Origin of the sequence: Microcoleus sp. Pol7_A1 (assembly GCF_036701085.1) — a bacterium.
GTDB classification, from domain to species: domain Bacteria; phylum Cyanobacteriota; class Cyanobacteriia; order Cyanobacteriales; family Microcoleaceae; genus Microcoleus; species Microcoleus asticus.
In genome coordinates, this window is record NZ_JAUBQD010000016.1 from 17,774 (window position 1) to 38,364 (window position 20,591).

Annotated in this window: 23 protein-coding genes and 1 pseudogene; 16 read left to right on the forward strand and 8 right to left on the reverse strand. The window is 45.0% G+C overall.

Translation table 11 applies throughout. The features are described from left to right. Positions 1-511: 511 nt before the first annotated feature. From QUA20_RS11770 to QUA20_RS11780, 3 genes and pseudogenes are all read right to left on the reverse strand, one after another. Positions 512-1,588, reverse strand: a pseudogene (locus tag QUA20_RS11770) (ABC transporter ATP-binding protein); the annotation flags it as partial. Between the two features lie 391 nt (positions 1,589-1,979). Further along, entirely contained in the window at positions 1,980-3,623 is a 1,644-nt protein-coding gene (locus QUA20_RS11775; RefSeq protein WP_333188976.1) for a WD40 domain-containing protein, read from the reverse strand. Between the two features lie 447 nt (positions 3,624-4,070). After that, a complete protein-coding gene (locus QUA20_RS11780) occupies positions 4,071-4,277 on the reverse strand; it encodes a hypothetical protein (protein ID WP_172187881.1) in 207 nt (68 codons plus the stop codon). Positions 4,278-4,466: 189 nt separating this feature from the next. Here QUA20_RS11780 and QUA20_RS11785 point away from each other — a divergent pair, with 189 nt between their 5' ends. The 3 genes from QUA20_RS11785 to QUA20_RS11795 all read left to right on the forward strand — a co-directional run bounded on the left by QUA20_RS11785 (position 4,467) and on the right by QUA20_RS11795 (position 5,776). Next, positions 4,467-4,817 (forward strand): DUF2442 domain-containing protein, encoded by a 351-nt coding sequence (locus QUA20_RS11785; RefSeq protein ID WP_333188979.1) that lies wholly within the window; start codon positions 4,467-4,469, stop codon positions 4,815-4,817. A gap of 244 nt (positions 4,818-5,061) precedes the next feature. Continuing rightward, positions 5,062-5,334, forward strand: coding sequence for a DUF4160 domain-containing protein (locus QUA20_RS11790; RefSeq protein ID WP_333188981.1), 273 nt, complete (start codon positions 5,062-5,064; stop codon positions 5,332-5,334). Further along, positions 5,324-5,776, forward strand: coding sequence for a DUF2442 domain-containing protein (locus QUA20_RS11795; protein ID WP_333188983.1), 453 nt, complete (start codon positions 5,324-5,326; stop codon positions 5,774-5,776). Before QUA20_RS11790 ends, QUA20_RS11795 begins: the two co-directional genes overlap by 11 nt. Before the next feature lie 76 nt (positions 5,777-5,852). On the opposite strand, the gene QUA20_RS11800 is transcribed toward QUA20_RS11795, so the two are convergent. Then, complete coding sequence (locus QUA20_RS11800; RefSeq protein WP_333188985.1) at positions 5,853-6,551, reverse strand: pirin family protein; 699 nt, start codon at positions 6,549-6,551, stop codon at positions 5,853-5,855. A gap of 116 nt (positions 6,552-6,667) precedes the next feature. Between QUA20_RS11800 and QUA20_RS11805 the strand changes: the two genes are divergently transcribed. Beyond that, positions 6,668-7,006 (forward strand): helix-turn-helix domain-containing protein, encoded by a 339-nt coding sequence (locus tag QUA20_RS11805; protein ID WP_333188987.1) that lies wholly within the window; start codon positions 6,668-6,670, stop codon positions 7,004-7,006. Positions 7,007-7,077: 71 nt separating this feature from the next. Beyond that, entirely contained in the window at positions 7,078-7,476 is a 399-nt protein-coding gene (locus QUA20_RS11810) for a DUF4112 domain-containing protein (protein WP_333106950.1), read from the forward strand. 199 nt (positions 7,477-7,675) lie between these two features. Here the strand turns inward: QUA20_RS11810 and QUA20_RS11815 are convergent, their stop codons facing one another. Further along, positions 7,676-8,698, reverse strand: coding sequence for a beta-eliminating lyase-related protein (locus tag QUA20_RS11815; protein ID WP_333188989.1), 1,023 nt, complete (start codon positions 8,696-8,698; stop codon positions 7,676-7,678). An 82-nt stretch (positions 8,699-8,780) separates the two neighbouring features. Here QUA20_RS11815 and QUA20_RS11820 point away from each other — a divergent pair, with 82 nt between their 5' ends. From QUA20_RS11820 to QUA20_RS11840, 5 genes are all read left to right on the forward strand, one after another. After that, positions 8,781-8,993, forward strand: coding sequence for a DUF2997 domain-containing protein (locus QUA20_RS11820; protein WP_333188991.1), 213 nt, complete (start codon positions 8,781-8,783; stop codon positions 8,991-8,993). Between the two features lie 11 nt (positions 8,994-9,004). After that, the gene (locus tag QUA20_RS11825) at positions 9,005-9,787 is read left to right on the forward strand and encodes a helix-turn-helix transcriptional regulator (protein WP_333188992.1); all 783 of its coding nucleotides are present in this window, start codon (positions 9,005-9,007) and stop codon (positions 9,785-9,787) included. 121 nt (positions 9,788-9,908) lie between these two features. After that, positions 9,909-11,540 carry an Hsp70 family protein gene (locus tag QUA20_RS11830; protein WP_333188994.1) on the forward strand — a complete coding sequence of 544 codons (1,632 nt, stop codon included), beginning with the start codon at positions 9,909-9,911 and terminating at the stop codon, positions 11,538-11,540. 109 nt (positions 11,541-11,649) lie between these two features. Next, positions 11,650-12,507 carry a bifunctional class I SAM-dependent methyltransferase/HIT family protein gene (locus QUA20_RS11835; protein ID WP_333188996.1) on the forward strand — a complete coding sequence of 286 codons (858 nt, stop codon included), beginning with the start codon at positions 11,650-11,652 and terminating at the stop codon, positions 12,505-12,507. A 179-nt stretch (positions 12,508-12,686) separates the two neighbouring features. After that, positions 12,687-13,256 (forward strand): hypothetical protein, encoded by a 570-nt coding sequence (locus tag QUA20_RS11840; RefSeq protein WP_333045531.1) that lies wholly within the window; start codon positions 12,687-12,689, stop codon positions 13,254-13,256. A 91-nt stretch (positions 13,257-13,347) separates the two neighbouring features. Here QUA20_RS11840 and QUA20_RS11845 read toward each other — a convergent pair whose 3' ends face one another. After that, positions 13,348-13,902 (reverse strand): GNAT family N-acetyltransferase, encoded by a 555-nt coding sequence (locus QUA20_RS11845; RefSeq protein WP_333188998.1) that lies wholly within the window; start codon positions 13,900-13,902, stop codon positions 13,348-13,350. Between the two features lie 235 nt (positions 13,903-14,137). Here QUA20_RS11845 and ilvA point away from each other — a divergent pair, with 235 nt between their 5' ends. Together ilvA and QUA20_RS11855 are read left to right on the forward strand one after the other, a co-directional pair. Further along, positions 14,138-15,670, forward strand: coding sequence for a threonine ammonia-lyase, biosynthetic (ilvA, locus tag QUA20_RS11850; RefSeq protein ID WP_333189096.1), 1,533 nt, complete (start codon positions 14,138-14,140; stop codon positions 15,668-15,670). Positions 15,671-15,703: 33 nt separating this feature from the next. Next, the gene (locus QUA20_RS11855) at positions 15,704-16,912 is read left to right on the forward strand and encodes a hypothetical protein (protein WP_333189000.1); all 1,209 of its coding nucleotides are present in this window, start codon (positions 15,704-15,706) and stop codon (positions 16,910-16,912) included. 20 nt (positions 16,913-16,932) lie between these two features. Here the strand turns inward: QUA20_RS11855 and QUA20_RS11860 are convergent, their stop codons facing one another. Next, positions 16,933-17,169: a hypothetical protein gene (locus QUA20_RS11860; protein WP_333189002.1), complete on the reverse strand. Its 237-nt coding sequence runs from the start codon at positions 17,167-17,169 to the stop codon at positions 16,933-16,935. 593 nt (positions 17,170-17,762) lie between these two features. Beyond that, on the reverse strand, positions 17,763-18,842 hold the full coding sequence (locus QUA20_RS11865) for a 2-oxoglutarate and iron-dependent oxygenase domain-containing protein (RefSeq protein WP_333189004.1): 1,080 nt from the start codon (positions 18,840-18,842) through the stop codon (positions 17,763-17,765). A gap of 247 nt (positions 18,843-19,089) precedes the next feature. Here QUA20_RS11865 and QUA20_RS11870 point away from each other — a divergent pair, with 247 nt between their 5' ends. The 4 genes from QUA20_RS11870 to QUA20_RS11885 are packed head-to-tail and all read left to right on the forward strand — an operon-like array spanning position 19,090 to position 20,424. Beyond that, on the forward strand, positions 19,090-19,605 hold the full coding sequence (locus tag QUA20_RS11870; protein ID WP_333189006.1) for a hypothetical protein: 516 nt from the start codon (positions 19,090-19,092) through the stop codon (positions 19,603-19,605). A gap of 53 nt (positions 19,606-19,658) precedes the next feature. After that, positions 19,659-19,862, forward strand: coding sequence for a type II toxin-antitoxin system HicB family antitoxin (locus QUA20_RS11875; protein ID WP_332960085.1), 204 nt, complete (start codon positions 19,659-19,661; stop codon positions 19,860-19,862). Continuing rightward, positions 19,859-20,146, forward strand: coding sequence for a type II toxin-antitoxin system HicA family toxin (locus tag QUA20_RS11880; RefSeq protein WP_333189008.1), 288 nt, complete (start codon positions 19,859-19,861; stop codon positions 20,144-20,146). Before QUA20_RS11875 ends, QUA20_RS11880 begins: the two co-directional genes overlap by 4 nt. Continuing rightward, on the forward strand, positions 20,143-20,424 hold the full coding sequence (locus QUA20_RS11885) for a hypothetical protein (protein ID WP_333189010.1): 282 nt from the start codon (positions 20,143-20,145) through the stop codon (positions 20,422-20,424). The genes QUA20_RS11880 and QUA20_RS11885 overlap by 4 nt, the downstream gene beginning before the upstream one ends. Positions 20,425-20,591 lie beyond the last annotated feature (167 nt).

Sequence of the window (20,591 nt, forward strand, 5' to 3'; positions counted from 1 at the left end):
CGATCGACTCTACTGTTTCTGAAACAACTTGCAGATTTTCGACAATCGGTTCTGGTTGAGGATGCTCGATCGACTCTACTGTTTCTACAACTGGTTCCGATGCTGGTTGAGGATGCTCGATCGACTCGACGGTTTCTGAAACAACTTGCAGATTTTCGACAATCGGTTCTGGTTGATGAGGCTCGATCGACTCGACGGTTTCTACAACTGGTTCCGATGCTGGTTCATGATGCTCGATCGACTCTACTGTTTCTGAAACAACTTGCAGATTTTCGACAATCGGTTCTGGTTGAGGATGCTCGATCGACTCTTGCCTATCTGAAACAACGGGCAGATTTTCGACAATCGGTTCTGGTTGAGGATGCTCGATCGACTCTAGAGTTTCTGAAACTTCTAGATTTTCGACAATCGGTTCTGGTTGAGGATGCTCGATCGACTCTAGAGTTTCTACAACTGGTTCAGATTCTGGTTGAGGATGCTCGATCGACTCTTGCCTATCTGAAACTATCAGATTTTCGACAATCGGTTGCGATTCCGATTGAGGAGAATCCGCGCTCGAGTCTGGAGTTTCTGCCGCTTCTTGCAGATTTCGATCGACCTCCGGTTCGCTGTGAACCAGATTTTCTTCCGGTTTTTTTTCAGCCGCTGTCAGCCTTAAAAACACATCTTCCAAACTAGCCCGATTGCGGCGCATTTCGCAAAGTCCGAATCCCGAGGTGATAATAGCTGCGGCAATTTCTCGTCCGGGTTCTATGTCCGATTCGCACAAGGCCCGCAGGCGGTAACGACTTGCTAAAAATTGCTGGCTTGGAATTAATTCGACCGATCGAACTCCCGGCACATTTTCCAAAGAAGGCAACAGCAGACTGTTTACCAAATCAGCCTCGCCTTCAACTTCGAGTTCGTAGCCCTCTCCGGCGGCCAACTCTCCCATCAAATTTTCGGGAGTACCCGCAGCGACGATTTTACCGCGATTGATGATGGTGACGCGGTTGCAAGTCATGCTGACTTCGGGGAGAATGTGCGTGGAAAGGATGATTGTGTGCTGGCCGCCAAGACTTTTGATTAAATTGCGGACTTCGATGATTTGTCGGGGGTCGAGGCCGACGGTTGGTTCGTCTAAGATAATTACCGGGGGGTCGTGGACGATCGCCTGGGCGATACCGACGCGCTGCCGAAATCCTTTAGAAAGTTTGCGGATTAAAACTTTGCGTTTATCAATCAGGCCGCAGCGTTCGATCGCGGAGGTAACTCGTCGCGCGCGATCGCCCGCAGGTACTTGCTTAATCCTGGCCACAAAAAACAGAAACCCTTCCACAGTCATTTCTGGATAAAGCGGCGGGTTTTCCGGCAGATAGCCGATGCGCTGTCTGACTGCCATCGAGTTTTCGTGAACGTCGAGGCCGGCGATGCGGGCGGTACCGCTGGATGCCGGCAAATATCCCGACAAAATCCGCATAGTTGTGGTTTTGCCAGCGCCGTTTGGCCCCAAAAACCCGAGAATTTCTCCTGATTCGACCGAAAAAGACACGTCCGCGATCGCTGCGGTCGAACCGTAAGTTTTGCTTAAGTGTTCTACTTCAATCATTTGTCAGAAGTCACGCGATTTTAGATTTTAGATTTTAGATTTTAGATTGACTCCGCCAAGTGCAGAGTCCCCCAGCACAGCGGGTCGATCGAATTTATGGCGCAAATCTTAATTTGATTTTGTCTTTTAGTGTAGTCCTGCAAGAACCAAATCTATCATAAGTGTCGATCGTACTTTGAAGCAAAATGCTACGTAGTAGGGTGCGGAACCCGGAAATGATGAGCCCATGTGCATCGAATCGCTACGAACTGACGCACCCTACCAGTAGAGTCCGTGCCTACCCCAACCCTCAAGTAGCTGGCTTCGCTACAGAGGCGGGGCTGTTTCTAGGTTGAGTAGCGCTTACGCGCCCCTCCGCGTAACGCGCCTTGGCGGTTCGTTCAAAAAAATCTCAACTCCTTTTCCAAATCTTGATTTCCCCCAACCAACCCGCACTAACAATAGTCTTACCGTCGCTGCTAATCGCCACAGCGCTAACGTAGCCAGCATGACCGCTCAAATTACCTCTCAATTCGCCCGATCGCACATCCCAAAGTCTCACACTCTTATCCCAACTCCCAGTAACCAACGTAGTGCCATCCCGACTGAATGCCACAGACCAAACTCCATCAGTATGCCCGCTCAAACGCCGAATTAACTGCCCGTTTCCGACATTCCACAAACCAACAGTGCCGTTGCTATTTCCCGCCGCTAAACTTTTGCCGTCGGGAGTAAAAGCTAGCGACAAAACAGACAAGTTTTTGCCGCCAATCGTGCGAATTGCTTGACCGCTAGCTAAATTCCACAACCTAATTGAACCGTCTTTGCTGCCGCTAGCTAAAGTTTTGTTGTCGGGACTGATTGCAACAGCATTCACCAACCCAGAATGCCCGGTCAAAGTCCGCAGCAACTCCCCCGTTTTCGGGTTCCAAAGCTTAATCGTTTTGTCCCAACTGCCGCTGGCTACAAATTGACCGTCGGGACTAACGGCAACGCTCGAAACTGCATTGGAATGCCCGCTCAAAGTGCGTACAACCGCGCCAGTTTCTAAATTCCAAATTTTCACAGTTTTGTCGTCGCTACCGCTAGCTAATACCTTGCCATCCGCACTCGCGCCCAGTGCGTTTACGGCTTCCGTGTGTCCTTGCAGGGTAGTTTTTAATTGCCCGCTGGGAAAATTCCAAACTGAGATTGTGCCGTTGCTATTTCCTGTAGTAAAATAAGCTGAAGCTAGGGCAAGGGAACTGACAACTTCCGAAGGCCCTTTGAGGGTATTTGTAGCAGCAAAGGCGATCGCACTTGCTGGCCGGCGGGGCGCATTATTCGCCGGAGTTTTCGGATTTCCGGCAGTAGGAGATTGGGGAACTACTGGCAGCGAAACAGTCGATCGCCATTTCATGAAAGTATTAATTTCTATTCCCGCAGCCACGATTTTATCGGAATTGTCCTCTAACCTGACAATGCCGTTAATTGCGACAACTCGCCCCGCATCATCGAGCACCGGCCCCCCACTCATGCCCGCTCTCACTAAGTTGTTGTAGACCAAAGTATAGCCGTTCCAGGGAGTTTGGCGGCCGGTAAGCTGACCTTCCGTGGCGATGAAAATCGGCTGTCTCAGAGAACCGCCGGATATCGGCCAGCCGGCCACATAAGCCTTGTTTCCCTTAGTTGCTGCGGAATTGGCTAATTGAGCCAGGGGGTAGCTTTGAGTGCTGCTGAAGGGTACGACGGCTAAATCCATCCCCGGCACTCGCCGCACGAGGCTGTATGATACAGAGTGAGCTTTGCCGTCGGGAGTTACGACCTCGTAACCGCCGGCTTTATCGACAACGTGCCAATTTGTGAGAATATAGTATGTGCTGCCTTGTTTCTCTAAAATTACTCCCGAACCGCCTTTTGGGCCCTGGATGCGAACCGTAATTTGTTGGGCAACGGTTTTAACTTTGTCGGCGGTTAATGCGAGGGCAATTTGAGGTGATGTGATTGGGATGAGGGCGATCGAACTCAGGGCGATCGTAGCACTCAAAATAGCCGGAATTGTTCTGCTGTAATTCATTATTGTGTAAATTTAACATACCCATATATCAACTGACGGATAACTTTTCCGGTTTGTGGCATATTGACCGAAAGCATCCAGGATACAAGCCCCCGGATTCATCGGTCCAGAAATAAAAAACCTGTATCCGATAAAGGAGCCCCCGAATTTATCCGTGCGGTCAGTCGATTTTAGATTTTAGATTTTAGATTTTAGATTTACCCCACAGATAAATCTGGAAGCTTGAACTAGGGTCTAAAATTTTTATTTTTCCACGACTTAAGTACGTGGCAGCGTATCCGTTTTTGGGCCTTGTCAATGCTTCAATTCTAAAATCTAAAATCTAAAATCTAAAATCTAAAATCGATTGACGGTTAACAACGCCAAAATGCCTGCGCGACGATCGAACTTTCGACATTCGCACAAGCCTCACAATATGTGACACAGCCCTCTGGCTAGCATAAAAATTTAGAATCGGGAACCGCACCTAGCCTCAACAATCGCAACTGGCTGATCTCTATTCTTTTCTCGGCAAATCAGAATTTGAGCCAAACGCTGCTCGGAATAATACCCATTAGCCATCCAGCCGATAGGTGCGCCCGCGATCGCGCCAACTGCTAAACCAGTGATGAGGCTCCCAATAAGATGCTTCCTGGCGATCGGGTTTTCTTGCATAACAATTTATCCTAAACACTTAACCTTAGCAAAAATACCACAAATAAAATTCACTTTCTTCCTCCTATTTACTTATTTCCTAAGTAGTAACCCAGGATTAAGTATAATTTTCTTCACAGTCCGCTTAACACAATCCCATGCAGCAATAATCAAGCATCCAAACTTAACAAAACCGATGGCAAGAAATATATGGTATTTAGAAACTGGGACAAAGAATTAACTGAGGAAAATCTCCGAGAGCAAATAGCCCAAGCCAAGCAAGCATGGAAAAACGCTGAGGCTACAGAGTCGCGTGCCGAATCCGTGCAGTATAACCAGTCGGAAGATTTAATAGTTATCAAACTGAAAAACGGCGCTATTTTTTGTTTTCCTCCAAAGCTGGCACAAAGCTTAGAAGGTGCTTCACCAGAACAGCTTGCTGATGTTTTGCTGCCTCCTTCTGGCAGCAGCGTGCACTGGGAAAGCTTCGATATTGTTGATTTTGGCATTGCCGAACTTGTAGCAGGTATTTTTGGCACAAAATATTGGATCGCTGATTAATTTCTTAGTCCGCGCAGGCGGACTTTGTTTGTATAGTAGCGGTTTCAACCGCCGAGTGACTTTCAACCATTAACTTATTCAGCCCTCTCAATATGACTTCAGCTTTGAGCAAGGAACTTAAGTCCCTTGCGGACTGTAACGGCAGGTGCAAAATATCAATAGTAAGGCATCTGCACTTGACAAAACCAAACGCTTGGGTTATCATACATAATATATAAAAATTTTTAAAATTAACAATAAAATTATGCCCCAAGTTATAGAAGATATCAAGAACAATTTATTTGTTTACATCTATACTAACGACCATATTCCCGCTCATGTCCACGTTTTCAAAGGGAGAAAAAATGATGCTAACCAGATGGAAATCAAGATTAATATTGGCAATGAAGAAGCACCTCCTACTTTAGTTAAGGCTGACGAGAGAATCAAGAATAAAGACATCGTGAATGCACTTAAACTTATAGCGACCAATCAAGAAATGCTGTTAAGTAAATGGGAGGAAATACATGGCATTTAAAAACTGGGACAAAGAATTAACCGAAGAAAATCTTCTAGAGCAAATAGCCAAAGCCAAAGAAGCATGGAAACAAGCCGAGGTTACAGAGCCCCGCGCCGAATCTGTATATTACAATCAGTCTGAAGATTTAATTGCGATCAAACTGAAAAACGGTGCTATTTTTTCTTTTCCGCCAAAGCTAGCACAAGGCTTAGAAGATGCTTCACCAGAACAACTTGCTGATGTTTGGCTACCACCTTCCGGTAGCAGCGTGCACTGGGAAAGCTTAGATGTTGATTTTGGCATTCCCGAACTTATCGCAGGTATTTTTGGGACAAAATCTTGGATGGCTGAATTAGGAAGGAAGGGAGGACAGGCAACTTCAAACTCTAAATCGGCAGCAGCACGGAAAAATGGCAAGAAAGGCGGACGACCTAAAAAGAATATTTCTGTTAATTCTTGAAATCCTTTTGAGCTGTCACATACCAGCGAATTAAATCCCCGACTTCTCCAAGAAGTCGGGGATTTTGCATTCAATATTATGCCAAATCAAACAGCAAAAATTCAGCATCTTCCGTAGCTTCAATCGCCAATTCAGACTCGCCGCTAACCGCCGCAGCGTCGCCATTTTTCAAAGGCAAACCGTTGAGCAAAACCGAGCCGCGAGCCACTTGCACCCAAGCATGGCGATTCGGCTGCAAAGCATGAGAAACCCGCGAGTCTTTATCCAAAACAGCCGCATACAAATCCACATCTTGATGCACTTTCACAGCACCATCTCTGGCATCTCGCGCCGCCACTAATCGCAGTTTTCCGCGCCTTTCTTCCACTGGAAACTCCCGCTGCTCGTAACTCGGCTGCAAGCCTTTTGTATCGGGTAACAGCCAGATTTGCAGCAAATGAACTGCGTCTGTTTGCGAGTTATTGAACTCGCTGTGCTGGATACCCGTACCTGCACTCATCCGCTGCACTTCACCGGGTTTAATCACTGCACCGGTACCCAAACTATCCTTGTGTTCTAATGCTCCTTCTAATACATAAGTAATGATTTCCATGTCGCTGTGCCCGTGAGTGCCGAAACCTCTGCCGGGGCTAACGAAATCCTCATTAATTACCCGTAAAGAGCGAAAATTCATATAATTTGGATCGTAATAGCCGGCAAAAGAAAATGTGTGGTAACTGTCCAGCCAACCGTGATTAGCGTGTCCTCTTGCTTCACTTTTTCTGACGGTAATCATTTTCTGAATCCTCAGTGAAATTTATCGGGTGTTTCTTTGATGTTTTTATTTTAAACCGAGTCAAGCTATTATGGATAGTACGCACTTAAAAGTGCGGTAGTTACCAAAAAGATACTATGCAAGTCCAAGAAGTAAACGTCGATCGAGCAAATTGCCCTGTAGAACGCACTCTAGATGTGATAGGCGGGCGCTGGAAAGTCTTGATTCTGCGGGAGTTGTTTCAAGGAGTGAAGCGTTTTAACGAGCTGCAACGAGCTGTAAACGGCATTACTCAGAAGATGCTGACGCAGCAACTGCGGGAAATGGAATCAGACGCGATCGTACACCGGGAAATTTACCTGCAAGTGCCGCCAAAAGTTGAATATTCGCTAACGCCTTTGGGCGAAAGTCTCAAACCGATTATTAATGCCATGCACGAATGGGGAATTCAGCATATTAGCGAAGATCGAGAATGAGCGGTTTCTAGATGTTTTTTTTCCCTCTTCCGACAGATTTCAAATTTTCAACCTAGTTCAACAATAATAATATGAACAACATAGAGCGTCTCGCCACCCTCAACCGCATCCGCAAACTCAGCCGCCTGATGGATACCGCCATTGGCATCCCCGGCACTAAATTTCGCATTGGTTTAGACCCGATTATCGGTTTAGTTCCGGGTGCTGGGGATATCGTAGATACCGCATTTTCCGCCTACCTAATTTATTTAGCAACTCGATTCAACATCCCCCAAAAGACTCTAGGCAAAATGATTTACAATATCGGTCTAGAAGCCGTTGTGGGATCGGTACCTTTAGTCGGAGATATCTTCGATGCTTTTTATAAATCAAACATGAGAAATCTGGCGCTTTTAGAAGCACACCTCGAAGCAGTTGAACCAGAACTAGCCGCAGTTGCAGAACCTATTCCTCAACCTATTAAAATGTAGGGCTGGTGCCACAAACAATAATTGTAAATAACCAACAATCTCTCAAACCCGCTCCGATCAAACGAAAAATCACAATGTACATTTTCCGCATTCGATCCAAATTTAATGTTGATGCGGGTTGTCAGTTGTGGGGAACGGGTTGATCTAGATTGTTGGTACTCGTCAAATATTATTCGTAAAACCCGCCCTTACGAAATAATTACTGATGTCGTTTAACTGCTTCCACCAAAGCAACAACATCGGCTTCCAGAGTATTAAAAGCCGTTACCAGTCTAATAGTACATTCATCCCACCGATAAAACAGAAAGCCCTCAGCTAAAACCGCTGTAATTATCGATTCGGGAAGTTGAATAAAAATCTCGTTAGCTTCAACTCGATGGCAAAACTTCGCTCCCTCAACTCCCGCCAAACCTTCGGCTAATTTTGCTGCCATATTATTTGCATGAGCCGCATTTTTCAGCCACAAATCATCCGTTATGTACGCTTCCAACTGCGCCGACAAAAACCGCATTTTAGAGAAAAGATGGCCGCTGCGCTTGCGATAAAAAGGAAAAGTCTTTGCCAATTCTGAATTAAAAAAAACCACAGCTTCCGCAGCCATCGCGCCGTTTTTTGTCGCTCCAAAGGAGAGAATATCGACACCGGCGCGCCAAGTAACATCCGCAGGAGAACAGCCCAAACTGGCGACAGCATTGGCAAAGCGAGCTCCATCCATGTGCAGGTGCAAATTGTGGCTGCGAACCACTTCCGAAATGTGGGAAATTTCCGCTGGATTGTAGACAGTTCCGGCTTCCGTTGCTTGAGTGATGCTGACGGCTGCCGGCTGTACGTGGTGGACGACACCTGCACCAGCGCGATCGAGTATTTTTCCTAAAGTCTCTGCCTCTATTTTACCATGATTTCCTGTTACTGTTACTAACTTTGCACCGCCTGTAAAAAACTCCGGCGCGCCGCATTCATCTAGATTAATATGAGATTCGGCGTGACAGTAAATAGCCCCGTAAGGAGGAGTGACAACCGCAAGGGCTAGCGCATTAGCAGCAGAACCAGTTGCTACAGGAAAAACAGTCACCGATGTCTCGAACAAATCCGAAAATTCAACTTGCAAACGCTTTGTATATTCATCATCTCCGTAAGACATCACAGCACCGCAATTAGCTGCTGCAATCGCTGCCATAATTTCCGGCGAAACCCCGGTTGCATTGTCGCTACAAAAATTCATTAGAATAATTGGGAAATAGAATCTATAATATAACTCAACACTCAGCAGTCAACACTCAAGCATTAAACCAAGAGGCAGAATTATGGCCGAATACCGCCAAATAGAATACCGTATAGGCAAAGACGGCAAAATTACCGAAACCGTCCTCAACGCCACAGGTTCGAGTTGCACCGAAACCACCGCCGGAATTGAAAAATCTCTCGGAAAAGTAGAATCTCAAGACTTGTTGCCAGAATATTACCAAGGCGAAGAAAATTTGAGCGTTGAACAAACGCAGACTTTAAAACAAGTTTAGAAGAGTTAAAGATGTTTGAGATCCTCGGTGCAACAGTTGATGTAACAACAGTGCCTGCCTTCAGCTTCGCGCTGGCTGTCGGGGGCATTTTTCTAATTTTAGTCTACCTTTATGCTGCATCTGAGGCGGGAGATGCGATCGAGTTTAAGTACGATACAATTCTGCGGGAACGCATGAATCAGCTAGACATTCTCGATTGGCAAGATTTAGGCGAAAAAGCAGGCTTAAGTCGCTACGCGGTGCGTTTAGTGCGACAGGGAGACGTGGGAAACCTCAAGCTAGACCAACTGAGGCGGCTGGCAAAAGTGCTGAATTTGAATTTTCAAGAGTTCGATCGCACTTTGATCGCGCTGCCAATATCGGCTACAATCACAACTAATCCCACCGAAATTGAAGAATTAAGGCAGCAGTGTTTCCGGCTGCGAGAAGAATTGCAGCAGCAAAAAACTCAACTAACTGCCGATTTTCGCCGCGCTACATTTGAACAGTTGCAAACTTTGTTAACCAACTATCCCGCCGCCCGCAAAATGGCAGAGGCCAAGCCTGATATGCCAGCCAAAAATCTTTCTGCTCTTTTTACTCCGTTAGAAAATCTGTTATCAAGCTGGGATTTTGAAACGATTGGTTCTGCGTGGGAACAAACTGCTTACAATCCGCAGTTGCACCAGCCAGATGTTGAGGATATAACAGAAGGAGAATTAGTTTATATTCGGTTTGTCGGGTATCGGGAGGGAGAGCGAATTCTTACTCCTGCTAAAGTTAGTCGCACGCTGCCAGGAGGCATAAAAAATTAAGTGAGGAGCGCAATGCGACCCTACAAATAGAGTAGATTCGTAAGTCATATAAAGTAAAGTTAGCTGCACCACCCTGGGCAGCATAAAAAATAAAATCTAAAATCTGAAATCTAAAATCACCATGACTACAGTTGCCATTGACTTCGGCACCAGCAACACGGTTGTCTGCATTCTCAACCCGGATACGCAAACACCAGAAACTTTAAGATTGGGCGAGATATCCCGCATTTTTAAAACGCATAAATCGAGTGAAGATCCCCGAGAAATACCTGTAGTACCGACTTTGGTATTTGTGAAAAGTGCGGGAGAGTTAATATTGGGAGAAAAAGTGCGATCGCAGCGTTTGGGGCAAGCCCAGCCAGACCGTTTTTTTAAAGCTTTTAAATGCAATTTAGCCGCTGACTTTCAGCCACCACCCCGCAATATTGATGGAGAAACATACACATCAACATCAGTAGCAGAACAGTTTATCAAAACTATTTGGAAGCAGTTATATATACAAAATATACAGCCAGACAAAGTAATTTTTACAGTACCCGTAGGAGCATTTGAGCGATATCTGGATTGGTTTCGCGATTTAGCAGAATCTTTGGGAGTTTCGGAAGTTCAGCTAATAGATGAATCCACAGCAGCAGCCCTAGGATATGCAGTCAAACGCCCCGGTTCTCTAGTTTTAGTAGTTGATTTTGGCGGCGGAACTTTAGATTTAAGTTTAGTCCGTACTGCTCTAGCCCCCCCCTTACCCCCCCTTGTCAAGGGGGGGAGAAATCTCGCTCCCCCCCTTAACAAGGGGGGGCTGGGGGGGGTGCGTGCCGAAGTGTTGGCAAAATCGGATGCTTATGTCGGCGGCGAAGATATTGATATCTGGATTGTCGAAGATTATTTGCGGCAAATTGGTTCGTCGCGGGCAGAAGTCGGCGCAGTTGGGTGGCAAAACTTATTAGAAATAGCGGAAAAATTAAAAATTCAACTTTCTCAAGTTAATGAGGCTAAGGAAAGCTGGTTTGACGATGAAAATTTTATGTCTTACGACTTGCAGCTAAACCGAGACAAGCTTGAGGAAATTCTGGAATCTAGGCAGTTGTTAGAACAGTTGCGGGAAAGTTTAGATGAAGTGCTGAGCATTGCACAGGGAAAAGGTATCGGTAAAGCAGATATCGAACAGGTTTTGCTGGTAGGAGGAACTTCTCTAATTCCGGCTGTATCTAATGTAGTGGTTTCGTATTTTGGGCGGCAAAAAGTCCAAAGAGACAAGCCTTTTGAAGCCGTGGCGCACGGTGCTTTAGCCTTGACACAATTAGCGAGAGTTGACGATTATTTGCGCCACAGCTATGCAATTCGCCTCTGGGAACCTTATGCTAAAGCTTATGCTTATTCGCCGATATTTAGCAAGGAAATGAAGTATCCCTGTGAAAGTTCCGAAGAGTTGACGCTGCAAGTGGCAATTGAAGGGCAAAGGGAAATTCGGTTAGATATTGGGGAAGTTGCGGAGGTATCGCAAGCGGAGGTTATTTTTAACGAAAAAGGGCAAATGACGAGCAGCTTGCTCAACAAAAAAACGGATTTTCGGTCTCTGGAAAGCCATCACCAGCAGGTTTGCGTAGCGCATTTGAATCCGCCCGGAGTATTGGGAATTGACAGGGTTTCGGTGAGTTTTGAGGTGGATGAGAGGCGGGTTTTGTTGGCGACGGTGCGAGATTTGGTGACTGGTAAGGTGTTGGTAGAAAAAGGGGCGATCGCCAAACTGCAATAATGATAAAATTTTTATATAACATTCGGATCTTGAAATCGGTACGACACAAACTCTCGTCCGGATGGTGCGCGGACGGAAGAATATTTATTTAAATCAAATCTATGCCACCATGAAAAAGCAACAAAATAAATTTAGCCACCTGACAGCAATCGAAAGAATTTCCCTGTCATTTCCAGCCAGATTTTTATTGGATAAAAACTTGCTGCAAGGGAAAGTCTTAGATTTTGGGTGCGGCTTCGGCAGCGATGTTAGATTGTTGCAGCAAAAAGGCTTGAATATTGCGGGTTACGACCCTTATTATTTCCCGGAATTCCCCGAAGATAAATTTGACACAATCATTTGTTTTTATGTTTTGAATGTTTTGTTTCCTGAAGAACAAGCTAATGTCCTGATGGAAGTGTCGCACCTGTTGAAACCGGGAGGTAATGCGTATTTTGCGGTAAGAAGGGATATCAAAAAAGAAGGCTTCCGAGAACATTATGTTCACAAAAAGCCTACATATCAGTGCATTGTCAAACTTCCATTTAAGCCAGTTCACCTAGATGAGTATTGCGAAATTTACAAATACGTGCATTACAACCATCAAAGAAATTCTACTAATAACTGCATATTCTGCAATCCGTATAAAAACCTAATTTTACTAACTGAATCAGCAACAGCTTATGCGATGTTTGACGGTTATCCCGCCAGCAAAGGTCATGTTTTAATCATCCCCAAGCGTCACGTTGCAAATTATTTTGAACTGCCGTTTCGAGAGCAATCTGCTTGCTGGTTTATGGCTAATAAGGTACAAGAGATGTTAAGTAAAGAATTTCAGCCTGACGGGTTTAATGTGGGAATAAATATTAATAAACAGGCAGGTCAAAGTCGAACTCACGCGGCTATTCATGTGATCCCGCGTTATAAGGGCGATGCGGCTGGGAATAAAGGCGGAATTAGGTATGTGATTCCAAAGAGTGAAAAATAAAAGTTAGCCAATTGTGAAAGGAATTCTTTTTTACCGCAGAGGCGCAGAGGAATAGAGAAGAGAGGAATTCATAATTTTTGTAAGGATTGTTATATTTGAGCAAACGGCGAGCAAAATAAGGTTAAAATGTGTTTGCCAAGTCTAAAACTACACATTAGCAGTAATTTGGTGTTCTGTTTATGTCTAAGCGCAAAAAGCAAGAATGGCTCAAGGAAACCCTAGAACTCAAAGAAGACCACAATTGGAAATCAAAGCCTGGAACTCGGATTTTTGTAGCAGGAAGAGGTGCAGTCCGCTTTGATGTCCCCGAAGATTGGCATTTTGAACCCGATACTAAGTCGTTCCGATTTACGGATAAAAAGCCGCCGGATGATGATTGTTGTTTGGAGGTTTCGTTTAATTTGCTACCGCCTGGTAACTGGGCAGATTTTCCGCTAGTACCGCTATTACAGAAGGTGGTTGAAGATGATACGCGGAATCCGATCGCTCCTGGGGAAATTATCCAATTGAAGCGGCAAACTGCCCGCATTGTTTGGACTGAATTTAAGTTTATCGACCCTCCAGAACAGCGGGAAGCTTATTCGCGAATCTGTATTGGATTGGGTTCTAATGTTCAGTGTTTGATTACTTTTGATTACTGGGTAGACGATGCAGAGCGTTTGACTCCGGTCTGGGATACGGTGATGGATTCGTTAGTTCTGGGTTTGTTTATTAGCGACCCTCGAACGGGGTTCGCACGTCCAGACTAGACCGATTTTCTGGGAAACTTTCAACCACTAATTTTGCTAAGTGTTGGATTGGCAAGCCACCGGCCAGTAAATTGAGAACCTACATTAAACTTTACAACCGCTTTGCCATGAAAATATCTGGCTTGCCAATTCCGTTCGCGTCGGGCATCACTCCGACGATCGCAAAACCCATTTTTTGATAAAATTCGTAGGGATGACCGCGCAAGTTTCTAATTTTGGCGATGTGTTCCCAAACGTTAGGATAAAGATTGATGCCTGAAAGAGTTGTTTGATTGTCTTCGTCGTCGGTGCCCACCCACAGCACGATCCCTCCCCGGTTTTTAGCTTCTGTTGCCAAATCAGCTACGAGCGATCGACCAATTCCTTGTCCGCGAAATTCTGTTCTCACTACCAGCGGGTGCAGTTCCCAAACATTACCGTCATACTGTTTAATCCCGCCAATCCATCCCAAAACTTGATTGCTGTCGCCGACAGCAATTCGACTGATGCGATCGGCTCCGAAAGATTCTTGCACTTCTTGCAAAGCAGATTTTAGATCGGGCCAAGCATCGGGCCAATGCTCTTTAAAACCTTCAACTATTAATCTAGCTACCTGTTGAACTTTTGGCTCGTCAACCGCACGCAAATCTGTAATTTGTACGTTCATGAATTTACATACTAAATTAAGGATTACGGACTAATACGCTCACAAACCGGATTTTATAACCGGGGTAAACGGCAAAAACGAAATATTATTCATAGTCTTCAGGCTCCTTATGTTCCCAAAGGGAAAAGTTATTATTGGAAAGTTGCGATCGCCCGTTAGCGAAGCCCTGGAAGAGGATCGCCAATTCCCCGCAAAATACTAACACAAGTGCCCTACAATTATCCCACCATCCGGCATCAACCAACCTGCTAACCCCATGCTTTGCGATTACCTGGTACAAATCCTCACCGCCCGCGTCTACGATGTTGCTCAAGAAACAGCCCTAGAAGTAGCCCCCAATCTATCAGCACGGCTCAACAATAAACTTTTGCTGAAGCGAGAGGATATGCAGTCGGTGTTTTCCTTCAAGCTGCGGGGTGCGTACAACAAAATGGCGCAACTGTCGCCGGATTTGCTAGCACAAGGTGTCATTGCAGCTTCCGCCGGCAACCACGCCCAAGGAGTCGCCCTCGCCGCCCGCCACCTGGGAACTCGCGCGATCATAGTCATGCCCGTAACGACGCCGCAGGTGAAGGTAAATGCGGTCATATCCCGGGGCGGAGAGGTAGTTTTGCATGGGGATACCTACGACGATGCCTACGCCTTTGCGCGCCAATTAGAGGCGGAAAAAGGTTTAACTTTTATTCACCCTTTTGATGACCCGCACGTAATTGCGGGACAGGGTACGATCGGCATGGAAATTCTGCGGCAACATCAAAAACCAATTCATGCGATTTTTGTGGCAATTGGCGGCGGCGGATTGATTTCGGGAATTGGGGCCTATGTCAAGCGGTTGCGGCCGGAAATTAAGATTATTGGCGTCGAACCCATCGATTCCGATGCAATGAATCAATCGCTGAAAGCAGGTAAACGGGTGCGTTTGTCGCAGGTGGGTTTATTTGCTGATGGCGTTGCTGTGCGGGAAGTGGGGGAGGAAACTTTTCGGTTGTGTCAGGAGTATGTGGATGAGATTATTTTGGTGGCTACGGATGATGTTTGCGCGGCGATTAAGGATGTTTTTGAAGATACGCGATCGATCTTAGAACCTGCTGGCGCTTTGGCGATCGCAGGTGCGAAAGCTTACGTGGAACGGGAACAAATCGCAGGACAAACATTAATTGCTGTGGCTTGCGGCGCGAACATGAATTTCGATCGGCTGCGTTTTGTAGCAGAAAGAGCCGAGTTTGGCGAACGCCGCGAAGCCATTTTTGCAGTTACAATTCCCGAACAACCGGGAAGTCTCCGCAGGTTTTGCGAATGTCTGGGAAAACGCAATTTAACTGAATTTAGCTATCGAATTGCGGATGAGAAAGAGGCACATATTTTTATCGGTGTACAAATTCAAAACCGTGCCGATGCGGTGAATATAGCCGCAAGTTTTGAAGATTGTGGCTTCAAGACTTTGGATTTAACTGATGATGAATTAACGAAATTGCACGTGCGGCATATGGTGGGCGGGCGTTCGATGCTGGCCGATCATGAATTGTTTTATCGCTTTGAATTTCCCGAACGTCCGGGTGCGTTGATGAAGTTTGTCGGTTCGATGAGCCCTAACTGGAATATCAGCGTTTTTCACTATCGAAATAACGGCGCAGATTACGGGCGAATTGTGGTGGGAATTCAAGTACCGCCCGATGAGATGCAGGAATGGCAGGCTTTTTTGGATACGCTGGGCTATCAGTATGGGGATGAGAGTAAAAATCCGGCGTATAAGCTATTTTTAAGATAGTTTGGGTTGTGGTCTTGAAACAAATTAATATTTATGAACGTACTCAAAAAAATCTTGCCGTTTTTTTTGATGATTTTTGCTGTTGCTGTTGTGGCAGCAGTTGCACATTTTGCGATCGAACAAATTTCCAGCCCAGTCAGTTATTTTCAACCAGTGGATACCAGAGATGGTGCAGAGTTGTACAAAAAAGAACTACCCAACGGAAATCAGGCTTATTTGCAAGTTATTAACGTCCAAAAAATGCAAATAGACCAGCTAATTGGAGAGGTCGATCGGATGGCTTTCAATAAAGGATTGTATTATCAGGGAGAAAACAAATATTACAGTCCTTTCTTTAAGACCAAGTTATTCTCTGAAGTTACAGGTGAATACAAAAAGCTTTACGCTAACGATGTTTTTTCCGTGATTAACTGTTCTTTTTTTGAACAATACCAACGCAGCACGCAGCTATCTTTTCCTATCAAATTCAACGGTCAAGTTATTACTGGCGGTAACGGCCTCTACGGCCCCGTCAAGAAACCAAAAGATGGGCAGTATAAAAATGTTCGATTGAAAGCTTTGGTCTGGAACGATCGAGAAGCATATATCACAAATTACGAACCGCAAACCGGAACGCCCTTGAATCAAAAAGAAGTACAAAATGCAGTTGTCACTTACGAATACAAGCACCATCCAGCTAAACTCATATCTAAAAATCCCGCAAATAGGTATCACGTGATCGGTACGCTGGACAAAGATGGTCGCAAGGGTAATGAATTGCTGGCAATTATCACAGTTAATGAAGCGACATTAGATGCAGCAGCTAAGTTAATGCGAGAATTCGGAGTGAAAGGAGATATAGTGACGATCGACGGCGGACTCTCAACTTATCTATTCAATCCTAAAGTCGGGGAGATTATGTTGCCTCAATCGAATAATATTGCCACTCGCGAACTGCCGCACTATTTAGGATTTAGGAATAGAAAATCTCAGACAGCTTCACCAAAAATAGTGGTTGCTCAACCAGCAGAAAAAGTGCAGGTGGAAGCAAATAAACCTTACTTAATTTTGTGGAAAGATAATATTCAGGATGAGGTCAAGATTGAGCTGTATCAAGAGAATAAGTTGGTTGAAAGCATAGCCAACCGCGCGACTAGCGATGGGGTTTATGAATGGAAACCTAAGATTGCTGTAAAATCAGGGTCTTTGATTCGGATTTCAAGTGTTAAAAATGCCAAGGTGTCTGGGGCTTTGCAGTTGTGATTATTGTTGGCAAAGAAATCTCATTGCGATCGCAAATTCCGCACATCCTCAATACTGAGTCCCGTTGTTTGACCGATCGTTGCATCATCCAGGCGATCGACCAATTGCCGCGCGATCGCAACTAAGATGCGATCGCGCGGCGGTATGATATTCCTGACGTTGAAACGATTTGGTAGTTGCGGGCGATCGCACTTGGGTTTTCTGGTTAGGGCGATCGGGCAAAACGTACAATGCCCAAACCTTGCTATAATAAACAATCTTAAAAACTTAACACTAAAGGCTGAGGTTAAAGTCCTGACAATAACTTCACAAGAAACGGATGTAGAGATTCAATAATTTCCCATTGTTCTGGGACAGGGAGGGGAAATTACTATTCCCCAGTTTTTACAAGATTCTCTCAATGTTAATCAGGGAGATATGCTGGTATTACTCCCAATAGGTAATCTGATTGTGATTGATCCCAAACAACCTCAAGCTCCCCAATTAATCGATCGGATTGCAACGATTATGGAAAATGAAAATGTGGGTTTGACTGATTTATTGGCTGGTTTATAAGCCGAGAGAGAGGCGATTTGGCGGGAGAAACAATCTTGATGCGTAGGATCTTTGCACAGGAAACTCTAGAGGCAAGCCGATGGAGTTAATCTTCAAGTAGCGTCAATTATGCAATTTTAAATATTTTCGGAAGTGAGTTTAAAAGAAGATATTGCTGAATCCAATTGGCCCAAGGGAACTACTGCAATTATACCTCACTAGGCGATCGCGCACTGATTTTGAAGCTGGATACATGGATAAAGACGATCGCTATGGTGAAAGCATCGTTATCCCTGCTACCGAAAAACTTTGCTTCTTATCTCTGCAATTCGATGGCTTTTTTCACTGTCGTCAAACGACTAAGACCCTCATTTTTCAAAACACCTAAAATTGACAAGCGGTTTTCGTCAATAATCCGGCGTGTGGTGATTCGGTCTGGATAACACCTCATAAACATATTTGTAAAGTGCGAGCCGTAGTGGATATGCTCATCGCTTGAGGGAGCGAAAAGAGGGCGGACACAAGCCTCGAAATTCGGCTCGTGGAAGTAGGCTATAGCAAATCGCTCCCTCGTATTCAGCCTGACTTTATGTGGTGTTGAGAGGAGGTAGCCATTGGTGAGGAATTGCAGAATATCGCCAGGAAATACCGTTAGTACGCTTGGCACAGGCTTCACTAATATCCAGGGTTCCTCATTTTCATACATACCCCCCATACTTTCAGTCGGCAGCCAATTTCTGTTTCTCTTTTCCCCTTCAACTGGTGGACGTATATAGAGGCCACCCACATCATCCTGGGCCGCGATCACCAATAAGCCGTAATCAGTATGTGCACCGATTCCTCTCGTTGATTTTTGAGATAACGCCGGGAATCGCAATACGCGCATATGATGCCAACCATCCTTGGTCAATTCCGTCAAAGCGTTAATGTCATCCAGTTCCAAGCCCAGGGCCGTCAGTTTCAGCAATTTCTCGCCGATTGAGCCTAGCTCGTCCATGTATGCTTTCATGCTTTGTTGGTAGTCCTCATCAGGCCAAGGCGCCGGACCATGACAAGGCCATTGCGCTTGTACACGCCTATCATTTAGTGGAACATCTTTGCAAACAGTGAATATCTCGGAATAATCGGACTCCCCAGCGGTGACTTCCTCGCCCGAAGCAATATACCCACTGTAGGTAAGATCGCTAATGAATTGGGATTTCGACTCCAGAGGCATACCAAAGAACCGCCTGCTCGCGGCAAAAGTTCTCTCGCTCTTTCGCTCCTGTATTTTGTTCGTGGCCACGTGAAAGATACCGTCCCTTCTCCATGCCTGAATCATCTGGCGAGCTAGGTCAATATCGGATTGTCTTCCAGTGATACATTCGGGCAGATGAAATATTTGCAAATTAGACACTTCGATTTTCTCTTGGTATTTATGGGTCAGATGTATATAGCAGTTATTGGATAGATGAGGTAGAGGTTTCAACTTAAAAAGCTTGAGTAGACTGGGTTTAGGCTTACTCCATCTTTGTGAGAACCGCTATATGTATTTTTATCTATAAATACATATAATAGCTTGTTCACCACCTGTCAAGCCCAAAAAGTTGGAAAAAGCTGGAAAAAGTTTGGTATAGTAACCATCCTATCTCACCATCCCACCTATGGACAGTCCTGAGATCTTGCAATTTGTCGATAAAGCTGTTTGCGCCAAGACAGGCAAACATCTAAATAACTTGCAGCGGGGGATTCTTGCGGGAATACTGAAGCGTCAAAGATATGCTGGCGTTGCAGAAACTTATGGTTATAGCTCCCAGCACGTTAAAAATGCTTGTCACGAACTTTTGCAAATGTTATCTGAGGTGTTTGGTGAACAAGTTAAAAAAAGTAATCTTGAATCCGTCCTAGAACGACATATAAATCAGAATATAACAACTTTGGTTAATAAAAATAATCAAAATTTTATTGGTATTAGCTATATTAACAATTGCCCTACTCCCTCTACTCCTACCCCAGATCAAAGTCAGCCGGAAACTCCCGACTTGCAGGAGGAAAGCAAAAATCAAACTAAGATTGAAACAATAGATAAATTACGGCAGTTGGGCTTGAGCGACGAGCAAATTGCAGAAGCGCTAGATATACCTTTAGAGCAGGTTAAACAGGTGGACTTGGAGGAGTAAAGTCTGGTACAGTAATAAAGAGGTAAGTTTTGAAAATAAATTAGGAGAATCAAGTGAAAATCAAAATTATCATTCACGAAGCAGAAGAAGGCGGATACTGGGCAGAAGTTCCTGCTATTCCTGGCTGTGCAACAGAGGGAGAAACCTTCGAGGAACTGCTGCAAAACCTCTATGAAGCAATCGAAGGTTGCCTTAGTGTAGATATTGAATCCATCGAGACAAATGAGCGAGACAAAATTATGGAGATTGCTATATGAACTCCATGTCTGGCAAAGAGTTAGCAAAGCTGCTAGAACGTAATGACTGGATATTATTAAGAGTTCAAGGCAGTCACCACATCTACGGGAAAGCTGGAAGCTCAATCCGAATTTCTGTGCCAATTCACGGTAATAAATTTTTAAAATTTGGATTACTCAGACACTTGTTAAAACAGGCTGGTTTATTGGAAAATACCCATCAAAATAGCAGCACAGTTGAAGAGTCAAATAATGAGAATAAGGAGGCGGATGAATCTGATGCAATCCAGGAAGAACAAGAATGACAACGACGCCTTTGAAAAGGGAAAGCTGGTTTCAGAGAGTGATAATTAAAGATTGGGCGCGCACTTACGATGAAAGCAACAACCCAGCCTACAAGCTATTTTGGGAAACGATCGCAAATCCCTGCAATAGAGGTTTCGCCGTCAATCGGTGGAGTATGTTCGGACATGGCAACAGCAGCATCTATCTTAACTCGTACACCATCGATCCACTGGCGATCGGCGAGAGCTGCTTGGAACTCATCAAGCCATTGGAGAAACTCTGCGAGTTCATTTTTTGAAAGTTATCTTACTGCTGTCTTTATCTCTGCAATGTTCATGGGTAATTAACTTTTTTTGCTAATAGCCGTTTACCTGTGTACTCTAATTATATCGCGACGATCGCATTATACCAAATCCGCTCTCTTCTCTTCAGTCCCCCTCTGCTCGGACTTCGTTTGACTCTATG